Raw genomic sequence first — 24,432 nt, forward strand, 5'->3', positions numbered from 1 at the left:
CCGTTGATGTCAACAACTGGTGTCAGCCACCAGGGTTGACATCAGCCCCGAGCCCTCGGTTTTCCGGGGGCTCTTGGCATGGGCTGGGATAGACGGAGCTTGGTCACCAGGCAGGGCCGATCAGGCTGCTGGAGGCGCTCGGCCCGTGGACCGGTCGGAGCGTCGGCAGGGTGGAACTGTGAAGGTGTCGGGCCTGAAGCTGTCCCACACGACAGGTAACGGTGTGGCCGAGGTCTCGTAGCGTCTTGCTGAGGCCGAGGCGGATGTGCAGGGCCTGGTCGAGACCGACATGGACGCTGCTCGGGGTCCGTTGCCTGGCGAGCGTGTACGGCATGGGGGCGGGCCGTTCCAGGGTGGGAACATCGACTCGCTCGGTCTCGACGAGAACGGATCGCCAGTCATACTCGTCAAGCGGGGTGTCGACTCGGGTGTCGTCAACCAGGGCCTGTTCTATCTGTCGTGGCTGATGGAACGCTGCGCGGAGTTCGAGCGCCTGGCTCGCGACCGGCTCGGGGCGCCAGCCGCGGCCCGGGTGGTGTGGAGCGGACCGAGGCTGATCTGTATCCGCAGCATCGACTCGATCCGCTACCGCCTTTTCGGCAGCGACCTGCTGGCCTTTGAGGCGGTGGCCTCCGTCCGTGGCCGGGCGCCGGCGGTGCGCGGCGCTGGCCGACCTTGCGTGTCCAGCGCAAGCACTACTTGGCGTGTCAGCATCTGTGGTACTTCGCCGGCGTCTGCCCGCCGCAGAGGACCAAGCTCGTGGTCTGTCTGAAGGCGGACCCAAGGCGGGTCGACCTCGTTTTCGGGTTCACCCGGGACGTGATGGGGCTGGGCCACCACGGGACGTGTGACCTGGAACAGCAGCTACGCGCCCCCACGGGATGCGGAGCGCGCCCAAGGCCAGTTCGCGCGAGCTACGCGGCGGCCTGACACGCCAAGGCGTGCTGTTCGTGCGGCGCAGTTGGCATCAGCCGCAAGAAAGACGCCGCATGGGCCGACCCTCTGGCAGCTAAATGGGAGAACCGCAAGCGCCGAGCATCCACGGTTCATCCCGGCGCCGACTGTTTTCGCTGGGCGGGCCAAGGCGGTTCAGCGTGAGCGGTGCTCGGATCCTCCGAGCCCATTTGCCTACTCCTTCGCCGCGCTCAGCCGCTGGGCCGCCGTGTCGCCGCGTCGGCCGACCGGCACGACACCCGTTGCGGCAGCGAGTCCGTACGCGGGCATGTCGTCGTACACCGATTCGTAGGAGCCTGCCGGGACAATGAACGTCTCGTGCCAGATGCCCACGTGCCCCTTCCCGGTACGTGCTCGTCGGTTGAACGCCGTCCATGCGGGCCGGTGTTCCTTGTCCTGCTGGTGGGCGTAGGTGAGGAGCCGTTCCTTGTCGGTCCAGTACTGGACGACGTAGAACTCCCGGAGGCCGCCGTAGAGCACCTTGTAGCCGAGGAGCCCGCTGCTCTTCTCCTGTGACAGCTCGCGCAGCATTCGTGGCATCGACATGAAGGCCGGCAACCAGCTGGAGAATGCCAGGAGTCGGTTGATGCGTAGCCCGATGTGGAAGACGACGACATCGCCTTCGGCGGCGGCGGTGTTGCGACCCTGTACTACTTTCTCGGGCATGATTCTCCGTAAGTTGTTTGGCGGCCCGGGAGGGCCGGGTGTGACTTATGGTGCTCTGCCTTCAGTGGCTTCAGAGGGAAGTGGCCGCCTGGCTCTCCGGGGCGCGGCGCTGTCACTGCGGGGGCGCGTGCTCCTGCGCAGCTGTCTCGATGAGAGCCACCGTCGCGCCCGGTCGAGAGACGAACACCATGTGGGAAGCGCCCTCGACCACCTGGGTCTTGGCGCCGGAGCGCTCGGCCATGAACTCCTGCGCCGCCGGCGGGATGATCCTGTCGGCGCCGCTGATCAGGTTGTAGCTCGGGATCGTCCGCCAAGCCTGCGGACCCGTGGCGGGCTCCCCGAGGGCCGAACCGGTGGCCGGGCGTTGCGTGATCGAGTAGAGGACGGCTTCCTCCTCGGACACGTCGGCCGCGAAGTGGGGATGAAAGACCTTGGAGTCGATGTAGAGGTCCACCTGCCCGTCGGGCAGCGGCACCGGCTTCAGGGACTCGCCCACGGTGCTGCCGGGGAACCTCTCGACCAGCGCCTGCGCGCTCTCGCCCGTATCCGGCACGAACGCCGCCAGGTAGACCAGGGCCTTCACATTCTCGTTTCCCTCGGCGGCGGTGGAGATGACCGCACCGCCGTAGGAGTGCCCGACCAGGACGATCGGTCCCTCGATGCTGTCCAGCAGTGCCTTGACGTTGGCCGCGTCGATGGCGAGCCCCCGAAGTGGATTCGGCGCGGCGACCACGGGATAGCCGTCGGCGACCAGCCGCTTGACGACGGCGTTGAAACCGCTGCTGTCGGCGAAGGCTCCGTGCACGAGTACGATCGTCGGGTTTCCGCTCACCATGGACCTACCTCTCCTTCGGACGAGGGCCGACACGGGCCGGAGCGGTTGGCAGCTTCACTCGCGCCGTCCGGCTGACGACCACTTCTTCGAACCGCGGCTACAGGGCGCGACCGCCGACCCGACATCGAGCGCCGGACAGCGTCCGCACGAGCCGCTCGACGAACGGGGTGCGCGATCGCGGCGGCCGGGGTGGGCTTGGCGGATCAGGGCAGCGACGTATGCGACGGCTCAACTCCCTTGGGCTCGGCCCAAAGCTACGACGTCGCACTGGACGCGAATTGAATGAGACCGGGACGCGGTTCCCGACGGCCTTCACGGATCATTCAGTCGCCGTCAAGCGGGTCCGGCCCATCTCGGCCCTCACCGGGTACTGCCGGACTTGAACGCATTGCAGAGGCCCCCTGATGAAAATCTGCCCGCGATTCCCCTGCCACCCTGGTCGTCTCTGATTGTTTCTGTGGCATTTCCCGTCAGCAATTACCAGTATCCGCTTTCCCCGCCACGGGATCTGAGTCACCATGGACTGCGGATGGCGGCGAGAGCAGCCCGGGACACGGAATGGAAAATGGAATGGATTCCTCCGGTGCGGCTCTGCGGCTACAGGTTCTCGGTCCGCTACGGGTATGGCGAGACGGCGTGGAAATGGACGCCGGGCCTCCACAGCAGGCGTATCTGCTCGCCGTTCTCCTCGCCCGTGCGGGCGAGCCGATCAGTATGAGCGAGTTGGTGGACCTCATCTGGGCCGAGGACGTCCCGGCCTCGGCGGTCAACATTCTCCAGAAGTACGTCGGTGCGTTGCGGCGCCTGCTGGAGCCGGCGCTGCCCGCGCGTGAACCCGGCTCGTACCTGCAGCGCCGGGGTGCCGCCTACCTGTTCGTGGCCGATTCCGAGACGTTGGACGTCGTCAGGTTCCGAGAACTCGTCGACGCGGCCCGGAGCGACGTCGAGGAGCAGCGGCTCGAAGCGGCGCTCGACGGGTATCTGGAGGCCGTGGGGCTCTGGCACGGCTCGGCCGGGGACGGAGTCGCCTACGGTTCGACCGGGATGGCGATCTTCGCGGGGCTGGACGACGAGTTCCGCCACGCCTGCATGGCGGCGGCCGACCTGGCGACCACGCTCGGCCGGCCCGAACGGGTGCTCCCGTGCCTGCACATGGCCGCCCGCATGGCGCCATTGCACGAGACGGTGCAGGCCAGTCTCATCGCTGCCCTGGACGCCGCCGGCCGGCCCGCCGAAGCACTGTCGGTGTTCCGGACCGTCCGCGCCCGGCTCGCCGAGGAACTGGGCATCGATCCCGGCCCGGCCCTGGCGGCGGCCCACCTGCGAGTGCTGGAACGGGCACCGGCCGAGTACGCGGCCCCCGAGCGGCCGGCGCCCCGCGCTGCCCCGGATCCGAACGCCGACGGCCTGGTCGGCCGGGCCGAGGAACTGGCCGTGGTGCGGCACGCGGTGGAATCGGCACTCGCCGGCTCAACGGGGCTTGTGGTCGTCGAGGGAGAACCCGGCGTGGGCAAGACCCGCCTGATCGAGGAAGCCGGCGCCGAGGCCGGCCGGCAGGGTGCGCTCGTCGTCTGGGGCCACTGTCTGCCGAGGGACGGCACACCGTCCATGTGGCCCTGGGTGCAGATCGTCGGCACGCTCCTGGACGACGTACCAGCTGCTGCGCGGGAGGATTGGCAGGCGGGCGAACTCGGTCGCCTCGTGACCCCGCACGCGGCCGGCCCCACGACGTCGGTGCTTCCGGACGGCGGGGTCCGGTTCCGCTTCTTCGAGCAGGCCGTCGCGCTCGTCCGTCAGGCATCGGCGCGGCGACCGGTGATGCTCGTCATCGACGACCTCCAGTGGGCCGACACCGCCTCACTGGACCTGCTCAGTCACCTCATGGCCCGGCTGCCGGACGGCACCGTCGTGGTCGGGGCGCTGCGCGACCGGGCACCCGCACCGAGCTCGGAACTGGGGCGGATGCTCGCCGCGGCGAGTCGGCTCCCCCGGCACCGCAGGATCCCGCTCGGCCCGCTCGCCCCGACCGAGGTGGCCGAACTCGTCCGCCAAGAGACGGGCCAGGACCCGGGCCCGGGGGCCACCCGCCTCATCCACACCCGCACCGCCGGCAACCCCTTCTTCGTCCGTGAGCTGACCCGGTTCCTTGCCGACTCCGACGGCGCCGTCCTCACGGAGGCCACCGCGGCCCGGACCGCGGTGCCCGCCACCGTCCGGGACGTCGTCCGCGACCGGATGACCGCGCTGGGGGACGACGCCCGGAACCTGTTGCAGATCGCAGCGCTGATCGGCCGTACCGTCGACCTCGCGCTCCTGGCCCGTACCGCCGGTCTGGACCACACAACGTTCCTGGATCGTCTCGAGTCGTACCAGGGGCTCGGTCTGCTCGAACCTTTGCCCGGAGACCCGTACTCGTTCGGCTTTCCGCACGACCTGGTCCGTGAATCGGTGGCCGAGGACATACCCCCGCCGCGCGCGGCCCGGCTGCACCTGCTGATTGCCGACGCCCTGGAGCACAGGTCCGCGGACATCGAACCGATGGCCGAGCGGCTGGCGCATCACCTGTGGTCTGCCGGCCCGCTCGCGGATCCGGCCCGGACCGCGACCGCGCTCGTGCGTGCGGGCCGCTGCGCGGCGGGAAAGTCAGCGCTCGAAGCTGCCGCGCGGCAGTTGGAGTCGGCCGCGCAGGTCGCGCGGAGAGCGGGCATGGCGGAACTGGAACTGTCCGCTCTGTCGCTCTTCACCGAAGTGGGCGGGACAGGCGTGGGGTACCTCGGCTCGATGCTCGAACTGCTGGAGCGGGCCGAGCACCTGGCACGAGGGCTCGGCCGGGAACGAGAGGCCACCGATTTCCTCTTCTCCCGCTTTGCCGCCTATGCCCATAGCATCCAGCTCGACCGCGCCGGCCAGCTGGCGCGGCGACTGTTGGAGCAGGGCGGGGCGTCCGCCGACCCGGTCGTGCGCGTGTATGGCCAATACGCCTGGGGCATTTACCAGTGGGGCGTGGGCAACATCGGCGAGGCGTTCAGGTACCTGAGCCGACCCGACCCGACCGTTCTGGACCACCTGCCAGATGGCGGGGAGGATCCGCTGCGGCGCGACCTGCGGCTGCTCGGGCCCGTCATGCTCGCGCTGATCACCGCACTGCACGGTGACGTCGACGCGGCGCGGGCGCTGTTCGACACCATCGAGGCCACCGCTGACGACGACCCTTACGTGATCACGGTCTGCGCCGCCTTCGCCTGCACGGCTGCGGCTGTGGCCGGAGACCCGGCGCGAGTGCTGCACGTGGCGGAGCGGGGGATGGCGGTGGACCCCGAGTCTTCCCTCGCCTACTTCGGCAGCTATCAGCTGCGGTTGGCCCTGTGCTGGGCACGCGCCGTGACCGGAGAAGACCCGGTCGGCGCCGCGGCGGAAGCTCAGCGACTGATCTCCGCGGCGCTGGCCGACCCACCGCGCTCGGGCCTGGCCACCTGGTACGGCCTGCTCGGCGAGATGTGGCTGGCGGCCGGCAAGCTGGACGAGGCTGCCGTGGCCCTTGGCCGGGCGGACTCGGCCATCGACACGTACGGCCAGCGCTACGCCGAGGGTCTGCTGCTCCTGCTACGGGCGCGGCTGATGCGAGCCAGCGGCGAGCCGGTCGCCACCGTCCGGGCCATTGCCGAACGGGCGCGCGCCCTGTCCGTCGAGCGCGAGGCCCACCTGTTCGCCCGCCGCGCCGAGGAACTGCTGGCTGCACTCAGGGCCGGCACATCCCGCTGACACTGCCCGCGAGTGACGTCGGCCGGCCCTCGCGGCCCGCCGGGTCCACGCACTTGACGAGGACTGAACTGCGCGTGGACACGCGCACGGGCACCGTCCAGGGCACGTCAAGAGCCCGTCCCTAGGCTCACCCACCATCACTCCGCAGCGCATTCCATCCAAGGGGCGTGTCTTCATGACGACCACTCGCCGTACGTTGCTGACCGGATCCGCCGCGATCGCGGCCGGCAGTGTGCTCAGTACACCGGCCGCGCAGGCGCACACCGGGGCGCACGGCCCCAAGCCCACCGTGGTGCTCGTGCACGGCGCGTTCGCCGACGCCTCCGGCTGGAACGGCGTCGCCCACCGGCTCATCCACGACGGCTACCCGGTCCTCGCTCCGGCCAACCCGCTGCGCAGCGTGGCCTCCGACTCCGCCTACCTGGCCAGCGTCCTGGCCACCATCGCCGGACCGGTGGTGCTGGCGGCGCACTCCTACGGCGGGATCGTCATCACGAACGCCGCGACCGGCAACGCGAACGTGAAGGCGCTGGTGTATGTGGCGGCGTTCATGCCGGACGAGGGTGAGACGCTGCTTGGCCTGCAGACCCGGTACCCGGGAAGCCGGCTCAACGAGGCCGCACTTGATTTCCGTCCCTACGGCGGCGGCCTGGTCGACGGCTACATCAAGAAGGAGGTCTTCCGGGACGTCTTCGCCGGCGACGTGCCGCGGGCGACCACCGAACTGATGTGGGCCGGCCAGCGACCGGCCGACGCCCGCACCCTGCAAGAGCCCTCCGGAGCCCCGGCCTGGCGGACCGTTCCGTCCTGGTATCTCGTGGCCCGCGACGACCAGGTACTGCCCGCCGCGGCACAGCGGTTCATGGCGAAACGGTCCGGCGCACACGTCCGGGAGGTCAGCGCCTCGCACGTGGCCATGATCTCGCACCCCGCCGCGGCGGCCGACGTCGTCAGGCGCGCCGCGGGCTGACCGGCTGAACCCGTGGAAAGGACGAGCCGATGCATCAGCACGCGTACGACAGCCAGTGCGTCGCCGAGGAGAACCGGCACACGCTCGCGACCACGCCCATCCGCAATCCGAAGCTCACCTTGTTCGCATTGGCCCTGGGCACCTTCGCGATCGGCACCGGCGAGTTCGGCAGCAACGGCATCATCCAGCTGATCGCATCCGACCTGGACGTGTCTGTTCCGGTCGCGACCTACCCCATCACCGCCTACGCCTTCGGAGTCATGCTGGGCTCCCCGGCGATCACCCTGCTCGCGGCCAGGGCCAACCGGCGCACTCTGCTCGTCGGCCTGATCGCACTGTTCCTGGTCGGCAATGCCCTCTCCGCCCTGGCACCGAACATCGCACTGCTCGTCGCCTTCCGGTTCGTCACCGGCAGCGTGCAAGGGGCGTTCTTCGGTGCCGGGGCCGTCGTCGCCGCGTACACATACGGCCCGGGCAAGGGCGGCAAGGCGTTCGCCACCGTGATGGGCGGGCTCACCGTCGCCACCATCGCCGGGTCCCCACTGGGTACCTTCATCGGCCAGCACGCCGGCTGGCGCGTCATGTACTGGACCGTGGTCGCCGTCGGACTGCTCGCCGCAGCCGCCCTGATCGCCTGGCTGCCGCGCACCGACGACCTGCGCGGCAACTCCATCACGAGCGAACTGGGCGCCCTGCGACGGCGGGAGGTCTGGCTCATGGTCACCGTCGCGGCGCTCGGCATCTCCAGCATCTTCGCCGTCTACACGTTCATCGGCCCGTTCATCACCGACGCGGCACTGCGGGACGCCTCGCTGATCCCGATCGCGCTCGCCGTCTTCGGCCTCGGCATGGCGGTCGGCAACCACCTCGGCGGACGGGTCGCCGACCAGTACCGCAACCGCGGCCTGATCTGGGGCTACGGGGGTGTACTGGCGCTGCTGACCTTGATCGGCGTGGCCGGCAGCAACCTGGTGGTGCTGCTGCCCTGCCTCTTCGGCGTCGGCGCCACCATGATGTTCGCGATTCCCACCATCCAGGTCCGGCTGACCGCCATCGCACCGGACGCCCCGACCCTGATGGGAACCCTCAACCTCGCCGCCCTCAACCTCGCCAACTCCCTCGGCGCGATCGGCGGCGCCATCGTCCTCGACGCCGGCTGGGGGACCCTGTCCACCGTCTGGGCGGGCTTCGTTCTCACCACCGCGGGCCTGCTTCTGTACGTCGTCACCGTCGCCCGGGTGAAGGCGACGCCCGTTCCCGTTCGTGTCTGAACGAGCTCGGCTCAACCCCTGTGCGTCCCGGCCTGTTCGCCGTACTCGCACTGGCCTCCGCCGCGGCAGCGGTGCTCGCTTTGGGAGCCGGATACCGGAGCGAAAGAGACCACGCCGACGGGCCTAGTGACCTGAGTCGTTAGTTCGCTTGCGGTTGTAAAGTGGGGCGGTGCCTGGTCCGAAGCCGTTACCGCTGGAGTTGTCCGATCACGAACACCGGGTGCTGCGGGGCTGGTTGCGCAAGCAGACCGCCTCTCAGGCGCTGGTGCTGCGGTCGAGGATCGTGCTGGCGTGCACGGAGGGCCTGTCGAACGCGCGGGTCGCGGATGACCTGGGCGTCTCACGGGAGACGGTGCGTAAGTGGCGGTCCCGGTTCGTGGCGGACCGGCTGGAGAGCCTGGTGGACCGGCCACGTTCGGGGGCGCCACGGAAGATCACGGACGAGCAGGTCGAGGCCCTGATCGCCAGGACGCTCGGCCAGACGCCGCCGACGGGTGATTCGCACTGGTCGACGCGTTCGATGGCCGAGGCGGCGGGTATGTCGCAGTCGGCTGTCTCCCGGATCTGGCGGGCGTTCGCCCTCAAGCCGCACATCGTGGAGACGTGGAAGCTGTCGACCGACCCGCACTTCGTGACCAAGGTCCGCGACGTGGTGGGCATTTACCTGTCGCCGCCGGAGAACGCCCTGGTCCTGGCGGTGGACGAGAAGTCACAGATACAGGCCCTGGACCGGACCCAGCCCGTGCTCCCGATGGCGCCGGCCACACCGGCAAGGATGACGCACGACTACGTCCGGCACGGCACGACCAGCCTGTTCGCCGCCCTGGACATCGCCTCCGGCTCGGTCATCGCCCAGCACTACCGCCGCCACCGCCACCAGGAGTTCCTCCGCTTCCTGAAGGTCATCGACGCCGCCGTCCCCCAGCACCTCGAACTCCACCTGGTCCTGGACAACTACGCCACTCACAAGACCGAGCCGGTCAAGAAGTGGCTACTCCGGCACCCCCGCTTCCATCTGCACTTCACCCCCACCTCGACGTCCTGGCTCAACCTCGTCGAACGCTGGTTCGCCGAGCTGACCTGCCGCAAACTCCGCCGCTCGGCCCACCGCAGCGTCGTCGAACTGGAACGGGACATCCGAGGCTGGATCAACGAGTGGAACAAGAACCCCAGGCCGTTCGTCTGGACGAAGACCGCCGACGACATCCTCGACACCCTTGCCGCGTACTGCACATGAATTAACAACTCAGGACAATAAATCCTAGACAAGGGTGTACCTGTTGAACGATGTTCCAGATCTTGGACCCATGCCCCAGCGGGTCACCATCAGTGCCGAACAGGCAGGGCGGCTCGTGGCCGAGCAGTTCCCACAATGGGCCGCACTACCTGTGACGGCTGTGGAGAACGGCGGCTGGGACAACCGGACCTTCCATTTGGGCGACAACATGTTGCTCCGCCTGCCCAGCGCGGAGGAGTACGCCTTGGCCGTGGAGAAGGAGCACCGTTGGCTACCCGAGCTGGCACCCGCTCTCCCGCTGCCGATCCCGGTGCCGCTGGCGAAGGGGAGCCCTGGTGCGACCTACCCGTTCGCGTGGTCGGTCTACGGGTGGATCGACGGCACGCCCGCGACGTTCGAGTCCGTTGTCGATCCGATCCGCTTCGCCGAGGAGCTGGCCAACTTCGTCGCCGCGTTGCAGAGCATCGATGCCTCGGAGGGGCCACAGCCTGGCAAGCACAACTGGTTTCGTGGAGCAACGCTGCGGACCTACGAGGCGCAGGCGCTCGGTGCGCTGGACGAGCTGCGCGGCCACATCGACGTCGCGCTGGCACGCGAGTTGTGGGCTCGGGCGCTCGAGGCGCAGTGGGACGGGGCCGACGTCTGGTTCCACGGCGACCTTGCCCAGGGAAACCTGCTCCTTGAGGAGGGACAGCTCACCGCCGTCATTGACTTCGGTACGTGTGGCGTGGGGGACCCCGCTTGCGACCTCGCGATCGCGTGGACCTTGCTTTCGGCCGACGGCCGCGGCTTGTTCCGGAAGCGGCTCGGTGTCGACGATGCGACGTGGGCGCGCGGACGCGGCTGGGCGCTGTGGAAGACGCTCGTCTCGTGCGCCAACAGCTTGGGCGAGGACGGCGCTGACGCCCGTAACGCGCGACGCGTGCTCTCAGAGATCCTCGCTGATCGAGGCTGAGGGGTCATAGGGGCGCGTGGACCCGCCGGGACCACCACCTGAGAGGCGTTCTGCCTGCGCAACCAGCCCCGCAGCACCCGGTGTTCGTGATCGGACAACTCCAGCGGCAACGGCTTCGGACCAGGCACCGCCCCACTCTACAACCGCAAGCGAACTAACGACTCAGGACACTAGTGCGTTGACCGCGATGGTCGGCCGGGTTGGGGTGAGACGATCTCGGTTTCCGGTCAGGTGCAGGACCGGCGGGGGCGGCACGGCACGATCAAGGTCCGTAGGGGGATGATGATCCTCGCGTCGTCCTCGGGCAACACTAGCGAGGCGATCGCCGCGCTGGTCGCGGCCGATCCGGACATCGTCCGCGATGTGATCCACGCGTTCAACGACCGGGGGCCGGCGCGTTGGAGCCGCGGTGGTCCTGCGGCCGACCGTGGCGGATCACCGAGGCCGACGAGGCGTACATCGTCGAGGTCGCCAAGATGCGACCCAGGAAGTTCGGGGTGGACACTTTTAGCAGGACACCAGTGTCTCTCGAAATCGATCAGAGGAGTGATCGTCATGACCGAGGAACTGGTCCCTCCGCTCACGGTCGTCCGCCCCGGCGAGGGCGCCGAGGGCTTCCTCGGTTCCATCGGGGTGGTCTTCAAGCTCTGGGGTGCCGATACCAACGGCGCCTTGTCGGTCGTCGAGCACCCGTTCCCGGTCGGCGCGCTGGTGCCGCCGCACCTGCACACCCGCGAGGACGAGTACTCGATCGTCACCGAAGGCGAGATCGGCTTCCGCTCAGGCGACCGCGAAGCCGTGCTGGGCCCCGGCGGCTACATCACCAAGCCGCGCGGCGAGCTGCACGCCATGTGGAACGCCGGCTCGGTCCCTGCCCGCATGATCGAGATCATCAGCCCGGCCGGTTTCGAGAACTGCTTCCGCGAGATGGCCGAGATGCTCGCCGACGGCCCGCCGCCGTCCGCGGACGCGATCCCGGCACTCGTGGCCAAGTACGGGCTCGAATTCGGCCAGCCGGAGTGGCTGCCGGACGTCATCGCGCGGTTCGGGCTGACGCCGCCACCGGGAGCGTAAACCCACAACCCGCTGACCAGCCAGAACACCACCCCCTAGAGAAACGCCTTCCAGGCCGCCGCACCCATGCCCGCCCAGGTCAGACCCCTGATTCGGCACTCCAGGCCGCTGAATTACGCGGAACGCGGGCTTCACCAAAGCCGACTATCTGACCCACAGTTGCCTACTGCCGCGGCGCACGATCTGCTGCAGCTTCTGCCCCACCTGGTCGGTCAGTCTGTGCACACAAACAGGCTCAGCCACCCGCGGCTCAGCGGCATCCGGGATACGGGTCTCGGGCGCCGTTGGTGTGCATGGGGCCGGTCGGTGCCTGGTGACGCGCGTGTCCGCCTCGACGCGTGGTACATGCTGATATACCCGGGTTGGTTACCGCAGGACGGGCTGTTCGGCGGGAGCGCTTCCGCGGGTCTGGAGATCGAGCGTGGCGGCTGCCGCCGCTGCTCATAGTGCTGTCGCGGGTCGCTCCTCACGCTGCCGTCACCAGGTCGCTGGCCGGCCGGTCTGGAGGCCGGTCTCAGTCGGGCAGAGTGACCAGCACCAGCCGGCCAGTTCGCGGGCGATGGCCACGTTCGCGACGACGGGCCGTTTGTGGTGGGCGATGAAGGTCTTCCAGCGCTGGTTGAGCCGCTGGTTGCCCAGGTGACCGCGGGCGCGTGCTGCGGCCGGTGCGCGTTGCCAGCGGGCTCGGATCGTGGCCCCGGCCCGGTAGCGCTTGCGGTGGTGCCAGGCGGCTTCGACCAACAGCCTGCGGGCATGGGAGTTGCCGGTCTTGGTGATCGGTCCTTGCGAACGCGACTGGCCGCTGGAGGACGGTGAGTTGGTGGCCATCGTGGCGATGGTTTTGTCGAGTCGGGCCCGGCGTCCCTCGGCCAGGACCACGGCTGGCTCAACCGAAGAGCCCGGTCACGGTGGCTACCAGAGGTCAGGGCTGGTTTCCCGACAGTGCCGACGATCGCGGGCACTATGGACCTTGGACAGTGGGGCACGGGGACCAGAGGGTGGACACGTGAGCGGTGGCGATTACTTCGACTTTCGGGGCAGTACGTTCCACGGCCCCGTCACCGGCAAGGTGGAGTCCCCTCGTGCCGCTCCCTCGCCCACCGCACTGTCCGCGCTGCCTGCCGCGCCGGCCGTCTTCAGGGGCCGCGAGGACGAGGTCGCCGAGTTGCTGGGAGCCCTCGATCCCAGGGTGGGTGAGGGTTCGGAGTCGGTCGTCATCTCCGCCGTCGCGGGGCTGGGCGGCGTCGGCAAGACGGCCCTCGCGCTGGCTGTCGCGCATGCGGCGCGGGAGCGGGGGTGGTTTCCCGGAGGTGCGCTCTTCGTCGATCTGCGGGGGTACGACGAGGTCGCGGTGACGGCTGATCAGGCCGTGCTTGCGTTGTTGCGGGCACTGGGGGTCGGGGATGCGGACCTGCCGCCGACGGCCGAGGAACAATACGCGTACTATCGGGCCGAGTTGAGTGCCCGCGAGCCTGTGCTGATTCTTCTGGACAACGCCTCGGATCCGACTCAGATCGCTCCCTTGCTGCCGGGCGAAGGGGGCGGGCATCGGGTGCTCGTGACCTCGCGGGAGGTCCAGGACTCGCTTCCGGTACGGCAGTTCAGCGTGACAGGGCTGGCGCCTGACGCGTCGCTGGATCTGGTCGACGGGTCGCTTCGGCGGTATGACCCTGATGATCGCCGGGTCGCGGAGGAACCGGACGCGGTACGTCAACTCGCCGACCTCTGTGGACACTTGCCGCTCGCTCTGCTGATCGTCTCCGCGTTGCTACGACGGCGCCGGCACCGGCCGGTGTCCACGCTGGTGGGTGAGTTGCGGGCGGCGAGTGATCGGGTGCGGGCGTTGCGGGCGCGGGGAGTCGATCAGTACGGGAAGGAGTTGAGCCTGCGGCCCGTGTTCGACGTGACGTATGAGCGGCTGGAGCCCGAACTCGCACGGGTTTTCCGGCTGGTGGGGCAGGCTCCGGGGGACAGCATCGGGATCGGGCCGGCGGCCAACCTCACCGGGCTGGTCCCGCAGCAACTGGAACCGCTCCTCGACGAACTGACCGCTGTCTCGCTCCTCACGGCGGTCTCGGGTGACCGGCGCTGGCAGATGCATGACCTCGTACGGCTCTACGCCCGGATCGTCGCCGACGATCCCGGAGTGCGGGACGAGGCGACCGAGGGGCGGAAGCGTCTGCTGGGCTACTACTCCCAAGTGTCGTTGTCGGCCAAGGCGTACGTCGGGCGGCGCCCCGATGAGGCGCCCCTCGCACTCTTCGACGACCGCGAACATGCCCTGCAATGGCTCGACGACGAGCGCACCGGGCTACTGGCCGCCACCCAGTGGACCGATACCGACGACCAGGAGCAGCTCCAGGCCGTTATGTGGCTCGCCCTCACCCTGGACAGCTACCTGAAGCACCTGCGGGCCTTCGACGACTTGGGCATCGCAGCGGCGGCCGCATGCCAGGCAGCTCGCAGGGCCCGCCACGCCACAGGCGAAGCGATGGCCCAGGGCTCTCTCGGCACCGCCCTCCACTTCCTGAATCGACTCACCGAGGCAGTGCTCGCCCACCGAAGAGCACTGGACCTCTACACACAGCTTGGCCAGCCCGACGGACAGGCCATGACTTGGAATAACCTCGGGCTCACCCTGGAAGCACTGCAGCGGCACAGCAACGCCATCGACGCCTACACCCAAAGCATGTGCATCTACACCGAGTTGGGCATGCGGCATCAAGCAGCAGTCGCGAGCCAGAATCTCGGTCGCGTCCTTGCCCGAGCGGGTCGCCTGGAAGAGTCACACGACGTCTTGCAAGAAGCCCTCGTCACGTTTGTGGAACTGGGCGCGAAGGACGCCGAGACGTCGGTTCAGAGTAGTCTTGGCGTCACCCTTCGCAAACTGGGTCGCCTTGAGGAATCCGTAACCGCCCTCACCCGCTGCCTGGGGCTGTGCGCCGAATTCGGCGACTGGTACGGCAGGGCCGGCGTCTGGAGCGATCTGGGGCTGACCTGGGTAGAGCTCGGGTTGCACAGTGAGGCTCTCGCGGCCTTCACTCGAGCCCGGGACTGGTGGGTATTTCTCGACCGCCCTGAAGCCGCCGCTCTCGCAGAGCGCAACATCGCCGGGCTTCACGAGGCTCCCCAGCGGACCGCTCAGCCCTAGTTTTCATGGTCTGAGCAGGTTTTCGTTCAGTGATGCTCTCGGGTCGTTTCACGGTCTTGCCCACGTCGTAACGGGTGGCGGGCCGCCGGTACTTCGCCAAGTGGCCTTCCAGAGCTGGGAGTTGAGCCTGGCATGCCTAACCCCGGGGACGTTGGACAAGGTCGTGGTCGTGGCGAGTACGGACCCGCTGCAGCCCCGGGCGGTGTTCACGCGCGCATCCCGCCTGACAATCACACAACCTAGTGGCGGCGCGGCGACGTTCACCCCGCTGGACTTCATGTCGGGGAGACGGTCGTGGTGGTGGCCGGGGTTTACCGCCGTGGCGGCGGGTGGAAAGTGCGCGCAGTGGGTCAGGGGTATGCCTCCGGCCTGTCGGGTCTAGCCACCGACTACGGCGTGGATGTGGAATCGGACCAGCCCGCCGCCCCCATGGCGGCGCGCCCCTTATGGGCTGGCAACCAGGGGTGGATCTGGCGAAGGTACAACGGCAGGCTCCTGCCCTGACTTTCGCCGCCGGTCCCGCCCCCGGTCGGCCTCAGCCCACTGCCTTCTTCACGAGGGCGCTGATGAGTTGTTCGTCGGCCGTGGTCAGCTCCTTCAGGGCGGCGTAGGCGGTCGGCCACATCGCGCCCTTGTCGAGTGCCGCCTGGTCGCTGAAGCCGAGCGTGGCGTACCGCGACTTGAACTTCTGCGCGCTCTGGAAGTGGCAGACGACCTTGCCGTTCCTGGCGTACGCGGGCATCCCGTACCAGAGCTTGGGCGCGAGGTCGGGAGCGGCGATCTTGACGATCTCGTGGATCCGCTCGGCGAGGACCCGGTCCGCTTCCGGCATCTCGGCGATCTTCGCGAGCACGCCCTGCTCCGCTGCCGCCTCCTTCTCCGCCCGGGACGAACCACGCCGCGCCGCCGTCTTCTTCTGCTCGCGTGCGTGCTCCTTCATCGCGGCCCGCTCCTCGGCGGTGAAGCCGTCGTACTTCTCGGCGGTCGTGCCGGCGTTCTCGGCGGACGACTTCGAGGACGGCATAGCAGGTTTCCTCTCGCACAAGGTGAGACAGGGCGGTGCGGAAGTACAGGATCGGAAGTCAGGACGGTGTGGAGGCGGGCGGCGCGGCGGCTTCCCAGGCGAAGCCGTCCGGGTCGGTGAAGGCGTCGGCAGTGCTGCCGAGGACGATGCGGTGCGAGCCGGTGCCGTCGGCGGGGACGCCGAGGTCCCTGGCCAGCGCGCGGCGCTTGTACAGGGCCAGCTTGACGGGGCTGGACTGACCGGGGGCGAACTCGGCGTACTTGCCGCCAAAGCTCTTGGCCACGGTCAGGCCCCGGCCTACGTAGAACTGCTTGGTGACCTTCACGTCCTCGACACCGAGCAGCAGGACGACCTCGTCGATCTCGCGGGTGGCGGGGCCGGTGTCCTTCTTCGCCGAGGTCGCGATCTTCCAGATCGTCCCGTCCGGGGCCTGGACTACGCCGCCGTAACCCCACAGCGACTTCGTGGCGGGCTTGAGCACCGCGGCACCGGCGTCCACGGCGGCGGCGACGAAGCCGTCGACGGTGGCCGGCCCGGACACCGTGAGCGCCATGGTGAAGCCGCGAAAGCCGGTCGAGTGCGCCTCGGACGCCCGCAGGCGTATGTACGTGTCCACGCCGAAGGCGCTGTAGAAGCGGCGGGCGGCCTCGGGGTCGGCTACCTCAAGGGTGACGGACGCGAGGATCGTGTGGGCTGCGGTGGAAGTGGTGGTTGCCATGTCCTTCACGCTAGGGGCTGGGCGGTGGCCTGGGCTTCTCGAATCCTGACCGGTCTCGCCACTTTGCTTGGCCACGCACGCGGGCATCCCCTCCACCGTGATCGCCGAGCCCGCGTCACGGGCCGTACTCGACCAGCTTCGTCACGTAGGTGATGGCCTGGCCCAGTTCCTCGTGCGTGATGCCGTGACGGAGCGCCACGTCCCCGAACGCCTTCTGGAGATCGTCAAAGACGACCCGCAGCCGCTTGTTGAACTGGATGTCGGTGCGGGGGCTGTTACCGGTAGTTCGTTAAATCCGGCGGTGGTGTGGGTTGACGGCAGATCGGGTTGGTCGTAGGTCGGTGGCAGGAGTCAACTGCCTTGCTGGGGGCTGAAGATGACTGCTCGCCGTCCGTGTCCGCCCGCGCCGGGGCCGTTGGAGGAGTACGTGGCACGGTTCGACGACCTCTTCTTCAGCTTGGCCCAGCGGCGGGGGTTTCGTGAGTACCTGACCGGGCTGCTGGCGCCGCGGGAGCGGAACAAGACGATCACCTGCCTGGCAGGGGCGGAGCCGGTGGCCGGTGCGGGGATGCCGGGGGTGCAGCGGCTGCCCGCCCCCGTGCCGAGTAGTTGAGGGGCGAGCATCGCCGCTCTCGCCCGGCCGCTGTAGGAGGCCGGGCGAGAGCGCAAACGTCCACACCGGGACGCGACGACCGTAGCCCGCGGCACTGACACCGCCCTCTGCCCGGCATTCACACCCGCCTCGCGCGCCGCGGGCTGCTGCCCGCCGAGCAGCCTGGTCGACGCCGGCTACACCTCGCTGCCCCACCTGGAACAAGGCGCCCGTGAACACCAGGTCACCGTCGACGGGCCGCTCCGGGGCAAACCCCACCCGGCAACACCGCCAAAACGAGGGCTTCGCCCGGGACGACTTCCACATCGACTACGACCGGCAGCAGGTCACCTGCCCCCAGGGCCAGGTCAGCCAGGGCTGGCACGGCCCCTACCCGACGTCCTCGCCCACCGCGGCCCCGCTGATCGTGGCCCGGTTCACCAAGAGCCAGTGCCGACCGTGTCCGGCCCGTACCCAGTGCACCACCACCCGTGACAGCGCACGGACCGTGGGCTTTCCCCCACGAGAACTCCGCGACCTGCAACTCCGCGTCCGCACCGAGCAACAGACGCCCGAGTGGAAGGCCCGCTACGCGGTCCGCTCCGGAGTGGAGGGCACGGTCAACGAGTCCGCCCACGGGCACGGCATGCGCCGCTGCCACTACCGGGGACAGCACAAAGCCCACCTACAGCACGTGTTCACCGCCATCGCCGTCAACATCGAGCGTCTCAGCGGACTGTCGCCGGCCGAGGAAGCACCCCCGCCCCGCCGGCCGACTGCCTTCCAGAACTACCTCGACCAGCGCGAGATAGCCCGGACGAAGTCCTGGCGAACCCTGGGCAGCTGACCTCGGCAATTCCAAGATCCCCGACAGAGTCAAGCCAGGTCTGCTCACCGATCAAGCGCAGGCCGACTCCCGGGCGGTGCGGCCGCACGCCCTGACGGCAGCGCCGTCCGCGAGACAGCACCAACTCCCCTGGACCCTCGCCGCTCCGGTGCTCTCTTTTAGGATTGCATGCCACATTCCGCGAAAAGGAGACCACGGGGCATGGCCGTGAAACTGCGTGACCACCAGATCGAGGCCGTAGCCGCCATTGTGCGCGGCCTCGACATCCCGCCGGGCGGTATTCGCTGGAATGGTCTGCGCGGGCAGGTGCACGCCGCGTGTGGCACGGGGAAGACCATCATCGCCGCCGCATCGGCCAAGCGGCTTGTGCCCCACGGCCGCACTCTCGTTCTGGTACCGACGCTGGACCTCCTGGCGCAGACGGTGAAGGCGTGGCACGACGTCGGGCACAAGGGGCCGGCGGTTGCGGTGTGCTCGCTGCAGGACGATCCGGAGCTGTGGGGCCTGAAGGTGCGCTCCACCACGAATCCGATCCAGTTGGCGCTGTGGCACGGCTCCGGGCCGGTCACCATCTATGCGACGTACGCCTCGCTGGGTGTCCTGGCGGAGGCGTTCGAGGGTGCTTACGGTCAGAAGCTTGATCCAGTAGACCTCGCGGTCGTTGATGAGGCGCACAGGACTTCCGGTTCGATGGGTAAGGCGTGGGCGGACATCCACGACCAGAGTGTCATCCCGGCGTTCCGGCGGTTGTACCTGACGGCGACGCCGCGGATCTGGGAAGAGCGGCTCAGCCGCGAGGTTGCTGAGGAGGTGCGGGATCCGCTGCCGCGGGAGATGGCGGCTTCCATGGACGACGAGAACGTCTTCGGGCCCGTCCTGTACAAGCTCTCGCTCGCATCGGCCGTCGCCCGGGGGCTGCTGGCGCGCTACCAGATCATCGTTCTGGAGCTGAAGGATCCCGTCGTCACGCCCGAGCGGCTGATGGGCGAGGACCGGCACACGGAGAAAGTACGCGGGCAGCGTCTCGGCGCGCTCCAGGCCGCGCTCCTGCACACGATGACGCAGCACAACCTGTCGACCTGCATCACCTTCCACCACCGAACCATCGAGGCCCAGGCATACGCGGAAGGCCTGGAGCGTGTCGCGGCCAAACTGCACGCCGACCAGCCCGAGAGGTATCCCGCTCGGATCTGGGCGGACTGGCTGTGCGGCGATCACGCCCCTGAACGTCGGCGGGAGGTCCTCAGCTCGTTCGGATCCACGGCGCAGCGGGCCGTGCTCTCGAACTGCCGTGTCCTGGGTGAGGGCGTGGACATCCGCGCCGTGGACTCCGTGGCCCTGCTGGACCCCAAGGGGGCGCCGCACGACATCGTCCAAGCCATCGGTCGGGCGCTTCGTCAAAGGCCCGGGCAGGGCAAGCTCGCCTCTCTGATCGTGCCGGTGTTCCTCCAGCCGGGGGAAGAGCCGGAGGACATGTTCACCTCCGGCTCATACCGGCCCCTGGTGAAAGTCTTGGAGGGTCTGCGGGCCCACGATGAAGAGGTTGTGGAGCTACTCGCCATTCCCCAGGAGCCGCAGAAGGGCGTGGTTCAGCCGTCCGAGTACATCGGTGCTGCGCCCGGTGATGATGGGGAAGAAACCCGGCTGCTGCTCCGTTTCGCGGCTCCGCGTGACCCGGCGATGGTGGCGAACTGGGTCAGCTTCAATGTGATCGACACGGAGCGGCAGGACTGGGCGCGCGGCTGGGTGAAGCTCAAGGAGTTCACGGAGCGTGAGGGCCATGCCCGTGTGCCGTACGAGCACAAGGAGGGCGCGTTCCCGCTGGGGACTTGGGTGGCGGAGCAGCGGCGGGCGTTCGGGGCCGGGCAGATGACCGGCAAGCGGGCGCAGCGGCTGGAGAAGCTGGGCATGGCCTGGTCGGCCGTCGATGCGCGGTTCCAGGAGAACTTGGCGGCGGCCCGGGTGTACTTCGCGGAGCACTGGACGTTGTGCGCGCCCCGGTCGGCGTCCGTGCTGGACAAGCCGGTGGGGCAGTGGCTGTCCAACCTGCGCCGCCCGGGTGCGCTGGCCGGGCATCCGGAGTGGGGGGCTGCGTTGGCGGCCGTGGATGAGGACTGGAACCCGTCGTGGTCGGCCGACTGGCAGCGTCACTACGCGGCCGTACGGGAGTTGCTGCGCGGTGAGGAGGGCCCGGCGGAGGTCCTGCCTGGGTTCACGGTCCACGGCATGGACGTGGGGAAGTGGCTGGCCCGGCAGCGGATGCCCGAGGTGTGGGCGGCGCTGGCGGAGGGGCAGCGCGAGCGTTTGGAGGCGGTCGGTGTTGTCCCTTCGGCTCCGGCGCCGGAGGGGCCCGTCGCAGCAGTGCCTCGGATGACTCTGAGTGCCTTCGAGCGGGGTGTTGCGGCCCTGGTGCAGTACAAGGCCCGCACCAATTCAGTGACGGTCCCGCGAGGGCACACGGAGACGATCGTGGTGGACGGCCAGGAGCACCCTGTGAAGCTGGGGGTGTTTCTGTCGAATACGAAGTCGAGGCGCGCGAAGCTGACCGCCGACAAGCTCCAGGCGCTGGCCGCGCTCGGGCTCGACTGGGCTGCGTAGAGGGGGATCCGGTGATGTGGGGGGGCGAAGGCCTGGCCCGGGAGTGCGCGCGGCGCCAGGGGCGGGGGCTGAGCACGGCAGCGGTGGCTGAGAGGGCCGTCGAGGCCGCGCGGTGTCGGCGGGAGAGGCGGCTTGGAGTCGGACTCGTTGGCCTTGACCGCGCCGGCCTCGGATGCGGCATGGCAGCAGGCAAGCAGTGTGATGCTCGTCGACTCGACAGGATGATCAGAGTATCCGCGCCCTGCCGATCACGGCGGCATCGTCGCTGCGTTCCTGGACGACGAAGCCACGGTGCAGGTGCTGCGTCAGGAGTACGGGCGGGGGTGGGTCGAGCCGCGTGGTCCGTCGTGCGTCCCGATCCCTGGAGATGACACTCGCGTCCTTTGCGGGGGCGTCGGTGTCCGGTGCCTTCTTTGATGATGGTGAAGATCTGTCGCAATTGTCTGCGTGTCACTGCGAGCCTGTGGCCACCAGGGTCGCGGTGAGGGGTTCGAGCTCGGTGATCAGTTCGTCGAGTTCGGCGGGGGTCAGGGCGTCGTAGGGCGGGGTGGCGAGTTCGTCGGTGAGGGTTTCGATGCGTTGTTTGGTTGCGCGGCCGGCGTTGGTGAAGTGGCCGTCGGTGTCGATGAGTCCGCGTTCGCGCAGGCCGTCCATGACCGCGGTCAGGTGCTCTTCGGGCAGGTGGTGGATGCGTCCGAACGACTGTGGGGGGTGGATGCCCATCTCCAGAGCGGAGAGCACGTGGGCCTGCGTGCCGCCGATGCGGGCGCCGACGAGAGCGGCGATGTGCCCGTCGCCGCGGTGCTCGCGCAGCATGGTCGCCGAGTGCCACAGCCGGGCGACGGGGTCGCTGGGTACCTCGAGGGTGCGCATGCCGGCGTACATCACGCGGCCTTCGGTGGGGGCACTGGTCGCGGCCTTGGTGGTCAGGTCTGCGGCGCGCACCATGCCCGGGGAGTGGGCCAGCTCGTCGCCGAGGATGCGTCGTAGGGAGGCCGCGCTGCCCCGCTCCCGTGCGGCGATGGAGGCCTCGGGCGGGATTGTCTGCCAGGCGCTGGGGATGTGCCGTGCGGCTTCCCCGTCGGCGAAGTTGTAGAAGGCTGCGTGCACGACGTGGGCCGGCACCCGTCCCAGTGGGGCGGCGCGGCTGGCGAAGTAGCCGTCCCAGTAGGTGCGGTGGCCCAGTGCGGCCAGTTCCTCGTTGCACTCGTCGGCGAGGTAGGTGACCAGGCAGATCGGCTCCAGGAGCTCGAACATGCGGCGGGCGATGTGAGCCATCGGGTGCAAGCGCGTCGTGCCCATCGGGTTCTCCCTTTTTGTTCGGTGTGCCGGCTTGGACCGTCCGGCACACCGAAACTCATCGGCGGCAGAAAGGGAAGCAGTGCAGAAGGGAAGCAGTGCAGATGGGCTGGCGTCTGGGTGGCTGTGTATGCGAGAGCGGGTTCTGGTCCAGCTTCTGGGCTCTGTCGCGGATTTGGTGGTGCGTGACGATCACGAGCAGGGGGGCATGGTCGTCGGTTCGCCGGGGCGTGCAGCTGTCAGGCGGGCGCTGGGGCGGTGGCCTTGTGAGCCTGGCTGGTCTCGCGGAGGGTCAGGAGGCCGGTGACCGCGATCAGCGCCGAGGTCAGACCGTGGATGCCGAACGCGGCGGCGATGGGGCCGTGGTGAGCCAAGACGTTGATCATGTCGCCGAACGGGGCGACGGCCTCCATCAGCAGAACCCAGCCCAGGGCGCGGCGGTGGCCCGTCACCAGCAGGATGCCGATGACCAGGCCCATCGAGAATTCGCGGGTGCCCTTCATGATGAGGAAGCCGTCGCCGTTGCCGGCGGGCCAGTTCGGCAGGCCAACGCCTTGAGTGGACGCTACCGGGGCCAGGATGAAGGACAGCCCGAGGTAGAGGACGAACAGGGTGCAGGCGGTAGCCAGGAAGGTGTTGACGTTCTTCAGCGACACGGTGCTTCTCCTTCGTTGTTCAGATCGTTGTTCAGACTGGGGTGGGGCAGGGTTCAGCGGCGGGCGTAGCCGGGGCGGCCGATGACGTGCCAGATGACGCGGACTGGTGCGGGTGGGATGACGCGAACTGGTGCGGGTGGGGCGGACAAGGTCGCCCTACTCGGGGCACCCTTGACCGTGCTGCCCTGCAGATGGACGGACGGACACCGACGTGGCTGATTGAGCGTCGCTACCTCGCCCGCGACGGCGAACTCCACTCGCCACCGCCAGTGGATTCGTGGTCCGCTGGGCCGCCATCGGCCTCACGGTCCGGTACAGCCCGGGGTGAGGATTTCCATGAGATGTCCGTCGGGGTCGCGGAAGTAAGTGCCCCTGCGGCCCTCGGCGCGCTCGCTGTGATAGATCTGCCCGCCCTCTTGGCATGCAGGATCGCCATAGTGGGTGACCCCGGCATGTCCGATGCGGGCGAGGGCGGCGTTGAACTCCTGCTCACTGACCATGAACGCGTAGTGGTGCGGCTCGAAGGCGTCCAGCTGGTCGTAGTCCAGGCTGACCTGGTTGGCCAGCGTGACCGGAAAGAAGTGCGCCACCGGCGGATCGACAGTCAGGCCGAGGATGTCGGCCAGGAACTGCGCCGAGGCTTGCGGGTCACGGGCAGGGACGATGGTGTGATTTAGTTCCACGGCCATAGGGACTCCTCATCAAGGACGGGTTACGCGTGGTGGGTTGGTCGGCAGTCTCGGCGACCCCGCGGCATGGCGGGGATGCGTGAGTGCCCAGGGGAGGGCAGGGCTTCTCCGGCTGCCCTCCCCTGGCTACCACTGCCGTGTCATATGTCGATCTGCTCGAAGATGTGCGGGTACGACACGATGCCGTCGGGGAACCCGGCAGCCATGCGCTGGAAGTCCGGGCTGGCGAACGCTGTGGCGAGCGCCTCTGTCGACTCCCAGACCGCGACGTTCATCAGAAGCCGGCTGCCCGCCGTTCCCTTGTGCATCTGCAGGGAGACGAATCCCGGCTGAGCCTTCATGAACTCCGCCTGCCTCCGAAAGAGGGCGAGGAACGCCTCAGTGCTCTCCTTCGGGACGACGAAGGTATCGGCCGGGACGATGGGCCCGGTTTTCTCCGTGAACTGCGTGAACATCGGCGTGTTCGGGTCGAGACTCTGCAACTCGGCCATCTCGGCCCTTCCTCTCGCTATCGGTCAGTGGGTGTCGCCGGCGCCCGCGTCCTGAGGAGTACCAGCGGAGTTCGAAGGGGTGGGTGTCCGGGTCCTGGATGCAGATGAAAGGTGGCGCTGCCACATTTCGGGCGCACCGTCGAGCGGTTCGGCTGACGACCGGGCGGGTGTGCCCGCGGGCTCAGGTGAGGGCGGCGGCCAGCAGGGTGAAGGCGGCGACGATGACGGCGACGCGGACGTAGTGCCAGCGGAGCCAGCGGTTCAGCTGCTGCTTCCAGTCGGCGGGCCGGTTCTCGGCGGTCCACGTCTTGTTCCGGTTGTTGATCGGGACGAGCAGCAGAAGCGACATGACCACGCTGAGGATCAGCAGCGCGCCGGCCGTGACGACGAGGCCGGTGCCGTGGTCGTGCCGTCCGGCGATGGCCCAGACCGCGACAAGGGCGAGCGAAGTGAGGTACCAGACCGGCATCACGGCGCCGAGCATCCGGCCCCCGTGGGCGTGGCCGAGTTGGCTGCTGTCCTCCGGGAGGGCGTTGAGGATCGGGTTGATGACGAAGGCGACGGAGAACTCCACCCCCACCATCACGCCGACGACCACGGTGGTGACGACCTCGAGAGCGCTGGGCATGACGACCCCTCCAGA

At 68.7% G+C, this 24,432-nt stretch carries 21 protein-coding genes and 1 pseudogene; 12 read left to right on the plus strand and 10 right to left on the minus strand.

Features of this window, described 5'->3' with window-relative positions; all coding sequences use genetic code 11:
• Window positions 1–1,128 precede the first annotated feature (1,128 nt).
• Complete coding sequence (locus EDD92_RS01415) at window positions 1,129–1,620, minus strand: DUF4188 domain-containing protein (RefSeq protein ID WP_123962482.1); 492 nt, start codon at window positions 1,618–1,620, stop codon at window positions 1,129–1,131.
• A gap of 112 nt (window positions 1,621–1,732) precedes the next feature.
• A complete protein-coding gene (locus EDD92_RS01420; protein WP_123962483.1) occupies window positions 1,733–2,455 on the minus strand; it encodes an alpha/beta fold hydrolase in 723 nt (240 codons plus the stop codon).
• A gap of 642 nt (window positions 2,456–3,097) precedes the next feature.
• Between EDD92_RS01420 and EDD92_RS01425 the strand changes: the two genes are divergently transcribed.
• The 6 genes from EDD92_RS01425 (at window position 3,098) to EDD92_RS01450 (ending at window position 11,724) form a co-directional block, all read left to right on the plus strand.
• Window positions 3,098–6,217 carry an AAA family ATPase gene (locus tag EDD92_RS01425; protein WP_260326271.1) on the plus strand — a complete coding sequence of 1,040 codons (3,120 nt, stop codon included), beginning with the start codon at window positions 3,098–3,100 and terminating at the stop codon, window positions 6,215–6,217.
• A 175-nt stretch (window positions 6,218–6,392) separates the two neighbouring features.
• Window positions 6,393–7,187, plus strand: coding sequence for an alpha/beta fold hydrolase (locus EDD92_RS01430; RefSeq protein ID WP_123962485.1), 795 nt, complete (start codon window positions 6,393–6,395; stop codon window positions 7,185–7,187).
• A gap of 29 nt (window positions 7,188–7,216) precedes the next feature.
• Window positions 7,217–8,458, plus strand: a complete 1,242-nt coding sequence (locus EDD92_RS01435) for an MFS transporter (RefSeq protein ID WP_123962486.1) — start codon at window positions 7,217–7,219, stop codon at window positions 8,456–8,458.
• Window positions 8,459–8,627: 169 nt separating this feature from the next.
• Window positions 8,628–9,695, plus strand: coding sequence for an IS630 family transposase (locus EDD92_RS01440; protein WP_123962487.1), 1,068 nt, complete (start codon window positions 8,628–8,630; stop codon window positions 9,693–9,695).
• A gap of 70 nt (window positions 9,696–9,765) precedes the next feature.
• Window positions 9,766–10,650, plus strand: a complete 885-nt coding sequence (locus EDD92_RS01445) for an aminoglycoside phosphotransferase family protein (protein WP_123962488.1) — start codon at window positions 9,766–9,768, stop codon at window positions 10,648–10,650.
• 555 nt (window positions 10,651–11,205) lie between these two features.
• On the plus strand, window positions 11,206–11,724 hold the full coding sequence (locus tag EDD92_RS01450) for a cupin domain-containing protein (protein ID WP_123962489.1): 519 nt from the start codon (window positions 11,206–11,208) through the stop codon (window positions 11,722–11,724).
• Window positions 11,725–12,437: 713 nt separating this feature from the next.
• On the opposite strand, the pseudogene EDD92_RS52315 reads toward EDD92_RS01450, so the two are convergent.
• A pseudogene (locus tag EDD92_RS52315) lies at window positions 12,438–12,546 on the minus strand (transposase); the annotation flags it as partial.
• A 343-nt stretch (window positions 12,547–12,889) separates the two neighbouring features.
• Between EDD92_RS52315 and EDD92_RS01460 the strand changes: the two are divergent.
• Together EDD92_RS01460 and EDD92_RS01465 are read left to right on the plus strand one after the other, a co-directional pair.
• Window positions 12,890–14,875, plus strand: coding sequence for a tetratricopeptide repeat protein (locus tag EDD92_RS01460; protein WP_185123892.1), 1,986 nt, complete (start codon window positions 12,890–12,892; stop codon window positions 14,873–14,875).
• 300 nt (window positions 14,876–15,175) lie between these two features.
• Entirely contained in the window at window positions 15,176–15,379 is a 204-nt protein-coding gene (locus EDD92_RS01465; RefSeq protein WP_399185358.1) for a TerD family protein, read from the plus strand.
• 31 nt (window positions 15,380–15,410) lie between these two features.
• Here EDD92_RS01465 and EDD92_RS01470 read toward each other — a convergent pair whose 3' ends face one another.
• Together EDD92_RS01470 and EDD92_RS01475 are read right to left on the minus strand one after the other, a co-directional pair.
• The gene (locus tag EDD92_RS01470) at window positions 15,411–15,899 is read right to left on the minus strand and encodes an iron chaperone (protein WP_123962492.1); all 489 of its coding nucleotides are present in this window, start codon (window positions 15,897–15,899) and stop codon (window positions 15,411–15,413) included.
• Window positions 15,900–15,957: 58 nt separating this feature from the next.
• Window positions 15,958–16,617 carry a glyoxalase gene (locus EDD92_RS01475; RefSeq protein ID WP_185123893.1) on the minus strand — a complete coding sequence of 220 codons (660 nt, stop codon included), beginning with the start codon at window positions 16,615–16,617 and terminating at the stop codon, window positions 15,958–15,960.
• 97 nt (window positions 16,618–16,714) lie between these two features.
• On the opposite strand from EDD92_RS01475, the gene EDD92_RS01480 reads away from it, so the two are divergent.
• From EDD92_RS01480 to EDD92_RS01495, 4 genes are all read left to right on the plus strand, one after another.
• Window positions 16,715–16,954: a hypothetical protein gene (locus EDD92_RS01480; RefSeq protein WP_123962494.1), complete on the plus strand. Its 240-nt coding sequence runs from the start codon at window positions 16,715–16,717 to the stop codon at window positions 16,952–16,954.
• A 90-nt stretch (window positions 16,955–17,044) separates the two neighbouring features.
• Entirely contained in the window at window positions 17,045–17,230 is a 186-nt protein-coding gene (locus EDD92_RS01485; RefSeq protein WP_260326272.1) for a hypothetical protein, read from the plus strand.
• A 211-nt stretch (window positions 17,231–17,441) separates the two neighbouring features.
• Complete coding sequence (locus EDD92_RS01490; RefSeq protein ID WP_260326273.1) at window positions 17,442–18,056, plus strand: transposase; 615 nt, start codon at window positions 17,442–17,444, stop codon at window positions 18,054–18,056.
• 201 nt (window positions 18,057–18,257) lie between these two features.
• Window positions 18,258–20,654 (plus strand): DEAD/DEAH box helicase, encoded by a 2,397-nt coding sequence (locus tag EDD92_RS01495; RefSeq protein WP_123962495.1) that lies wholly within the window; start codon window positions 18,258–18,260, stop codon window positions 20,652–20,654.
• A 450-nt stretch (window positions 20,655–21,104) separates the two neighbouring features.
• On the opposite strand, the gene EDD92_RS01500 is transcribed toward EDD92_RS01495, so the two are convergent.
• The 5 genes from EDD92_RS01500 to EDD92_RS01520 all read right to left on the minus strand — a co-directional run bounded on the left by EDD92_RS01500 (window position 21,105) and on the right by EDD92_RS01520 (window position 24,417).
• Window positions 21,105–21,956 carry an SCO6745 family protein gene (locus tag EDD92_RS01500; protein WP_260326274.1) on the minus strand — a complete coding sequence of 284 codons (852 nt, stop codon included), beginning with the start codon at window positions 21,954–21,956 and terminating at the stop codon, window positions 21,105–21,107.
• 236 nt (window positions 21,957–22,192) lie between these two features.
• A complete protein-coding gene (locus EDD92_RS01505; RefSeq protein ID WP_123962496.1) occupies window positions 22,193–22,609 on the minus strand; it encodes a DUF4267 domain-containing protein in 417 nt (138 codons plus the stop codon).
• A gap of 302 nt (window positions 22,610–22,911) precedes the next feature.
• Entirely contained in the window at window positions 22,912–23,298 is a 387-nt protein-coding gene (locus EDD92_RS01510; protein WP_123962497.1) for a VOC family protein, read from the minus strand.
• A 140-nt stretch (window positions 23,299–23,438) separates the two neighbouring features.
• Window positions 23,439–23,789 carry an antibiotic biosynthesis monooxygenase gene (locus EDD92_RS01515; RefSeq protein ID WP_123962498.1) on the minus strand — a complete coding sequence of 117 codons (351 nt, stop codon included), beginning with the start codon at window positions 23,787–23,789 and terminating at the stop codon, window positions 23,439–23,441.
• Window positions 23,790–23,970: 181 nt separating this feature from the next.
• Window positions 23,971–24,417, minus strand: a complete 447-nt coding sequence (locus EDD92_RS01520) for a DUF1772 domain-containing protein (RefSeq protein ID WP_123962499.1) — start codon at window positions 24,415–24,417, stop codon at window positions 23,971–23,973.
• Window positions 24,418–24,432: the final 15 nt, after the last annotated feature.

It is taken from the genome of Streptomyces sp. TLI_185, assembly GCF_003814765.1.
Lineage (GTDB): Bacteria > Actinomycetota > Actinomycetes > Streptomycetales > Streptomycetaceae > Streptomyces.

Excerpts from the sequence above, each read along its gene's own strand:
- EDD92_RS01495 (WP_123962495.1), top strand. The coding sequence starts at position 18,258 with ATGGCCGTGAAACTGCGTGACCACCAGATCGAGGCCGTAGCCGCCATT.
- EDD92_RS01435 (WP_123962486.1), top strand. The coding sequence starts at position 7,217 with ATGCATCAGCACGCGTACGACAGCCAGTGCGTCGCCGAGGAGAACCGG.
- EDD92_RS01510 (WP_123962497.1), bottom strand. The coding sequence starts at position 23,298 with ATGGCCGTGGAACTAAATCACACCATCGTCCCTGCCCGTGACCCGCAA.
- EDD92_RS01425 (WP_260326271.1), top strand. The coding sequence starts at position 3,098 with ATGGACGCCGGGCCTCCACAGCAGGCGTATCTGCTCGCCGTTCTCCTC.
- EDD92_RS01415 (WP_123962482.1), bottom strand. The coding sequence starts at position 1,620 with ATGCCCGAGAAAGTAGTACAGGGTCGCAACACCGCCGCCGCCGAAGGC.
- EDD92_RS01500 (WP_260326274.1), bottom strand. The coding sequence starts at position 21,956 with ATGGGCACGACGCGCTTGCACCCGATGGCTCACATCGCCCGCCGCATG.
- EDD92_RS01430 (WP_123962485.1), top strand. The coding sequence starts at position 6,393 with ATGACGACCACTCGCCGTACGTTGCTGACCGGATCCGCCGCGATCGCG.
- EDD92_RS01475 (WP_185123893.1), bottom strand. The coding sequence starts at position 16,617 with ATGGCAACCACCACTTCCACCGCAGCCCACACGATCCTCGCGTCCGTC.
- EDD92_RS01470 (WP_123962492.1), bottom strand. The coding sequence starts at position 15,899 with ATGCCGTCCTCGAAGTCGTCCGCCGAGAACGCCGGCACGACCGCCGAG.
- EDD92_RS01520 (WP_123962499.1), bottom strand. The coding sequence starts at position 24,417 with ATGCCCAGCGCTCTCGAGGTCGTCACCACCGTGGTCGTCGGCGTGATG.
- EDD92_RS01450 (WP_123962489.1), top strand. The coding sequence starts at position 11,206 with ATGACCGAGGAACTGGTCCCTCCGCTCACGGTCGTCCGCCCCGGCGAG.
- EDD92_RS01515 (WP_123962498.1), bottom strand. The coding sequence starts at position 23,789 with ATGGCCGAGTTGCAGAGTCTCGACCCGAACACGCCGATGTTCACGCAG.
- EDD92_RS01445 (WP_123962488.1), top strand. The coding sequence starts at position 9,766 with ATGCCCCAGCGGGTCACCATCAGTGCCGAACAGGCAGGGCGGCTCGTG.
- EDD92_RS01420 (WP_123962483.1), bottom strand. The coding sequence starts at position 2,455 with ATGGTGAGCGGAAACCCGACGATCGTACTCGTGCACGGAGCCTTCGCC.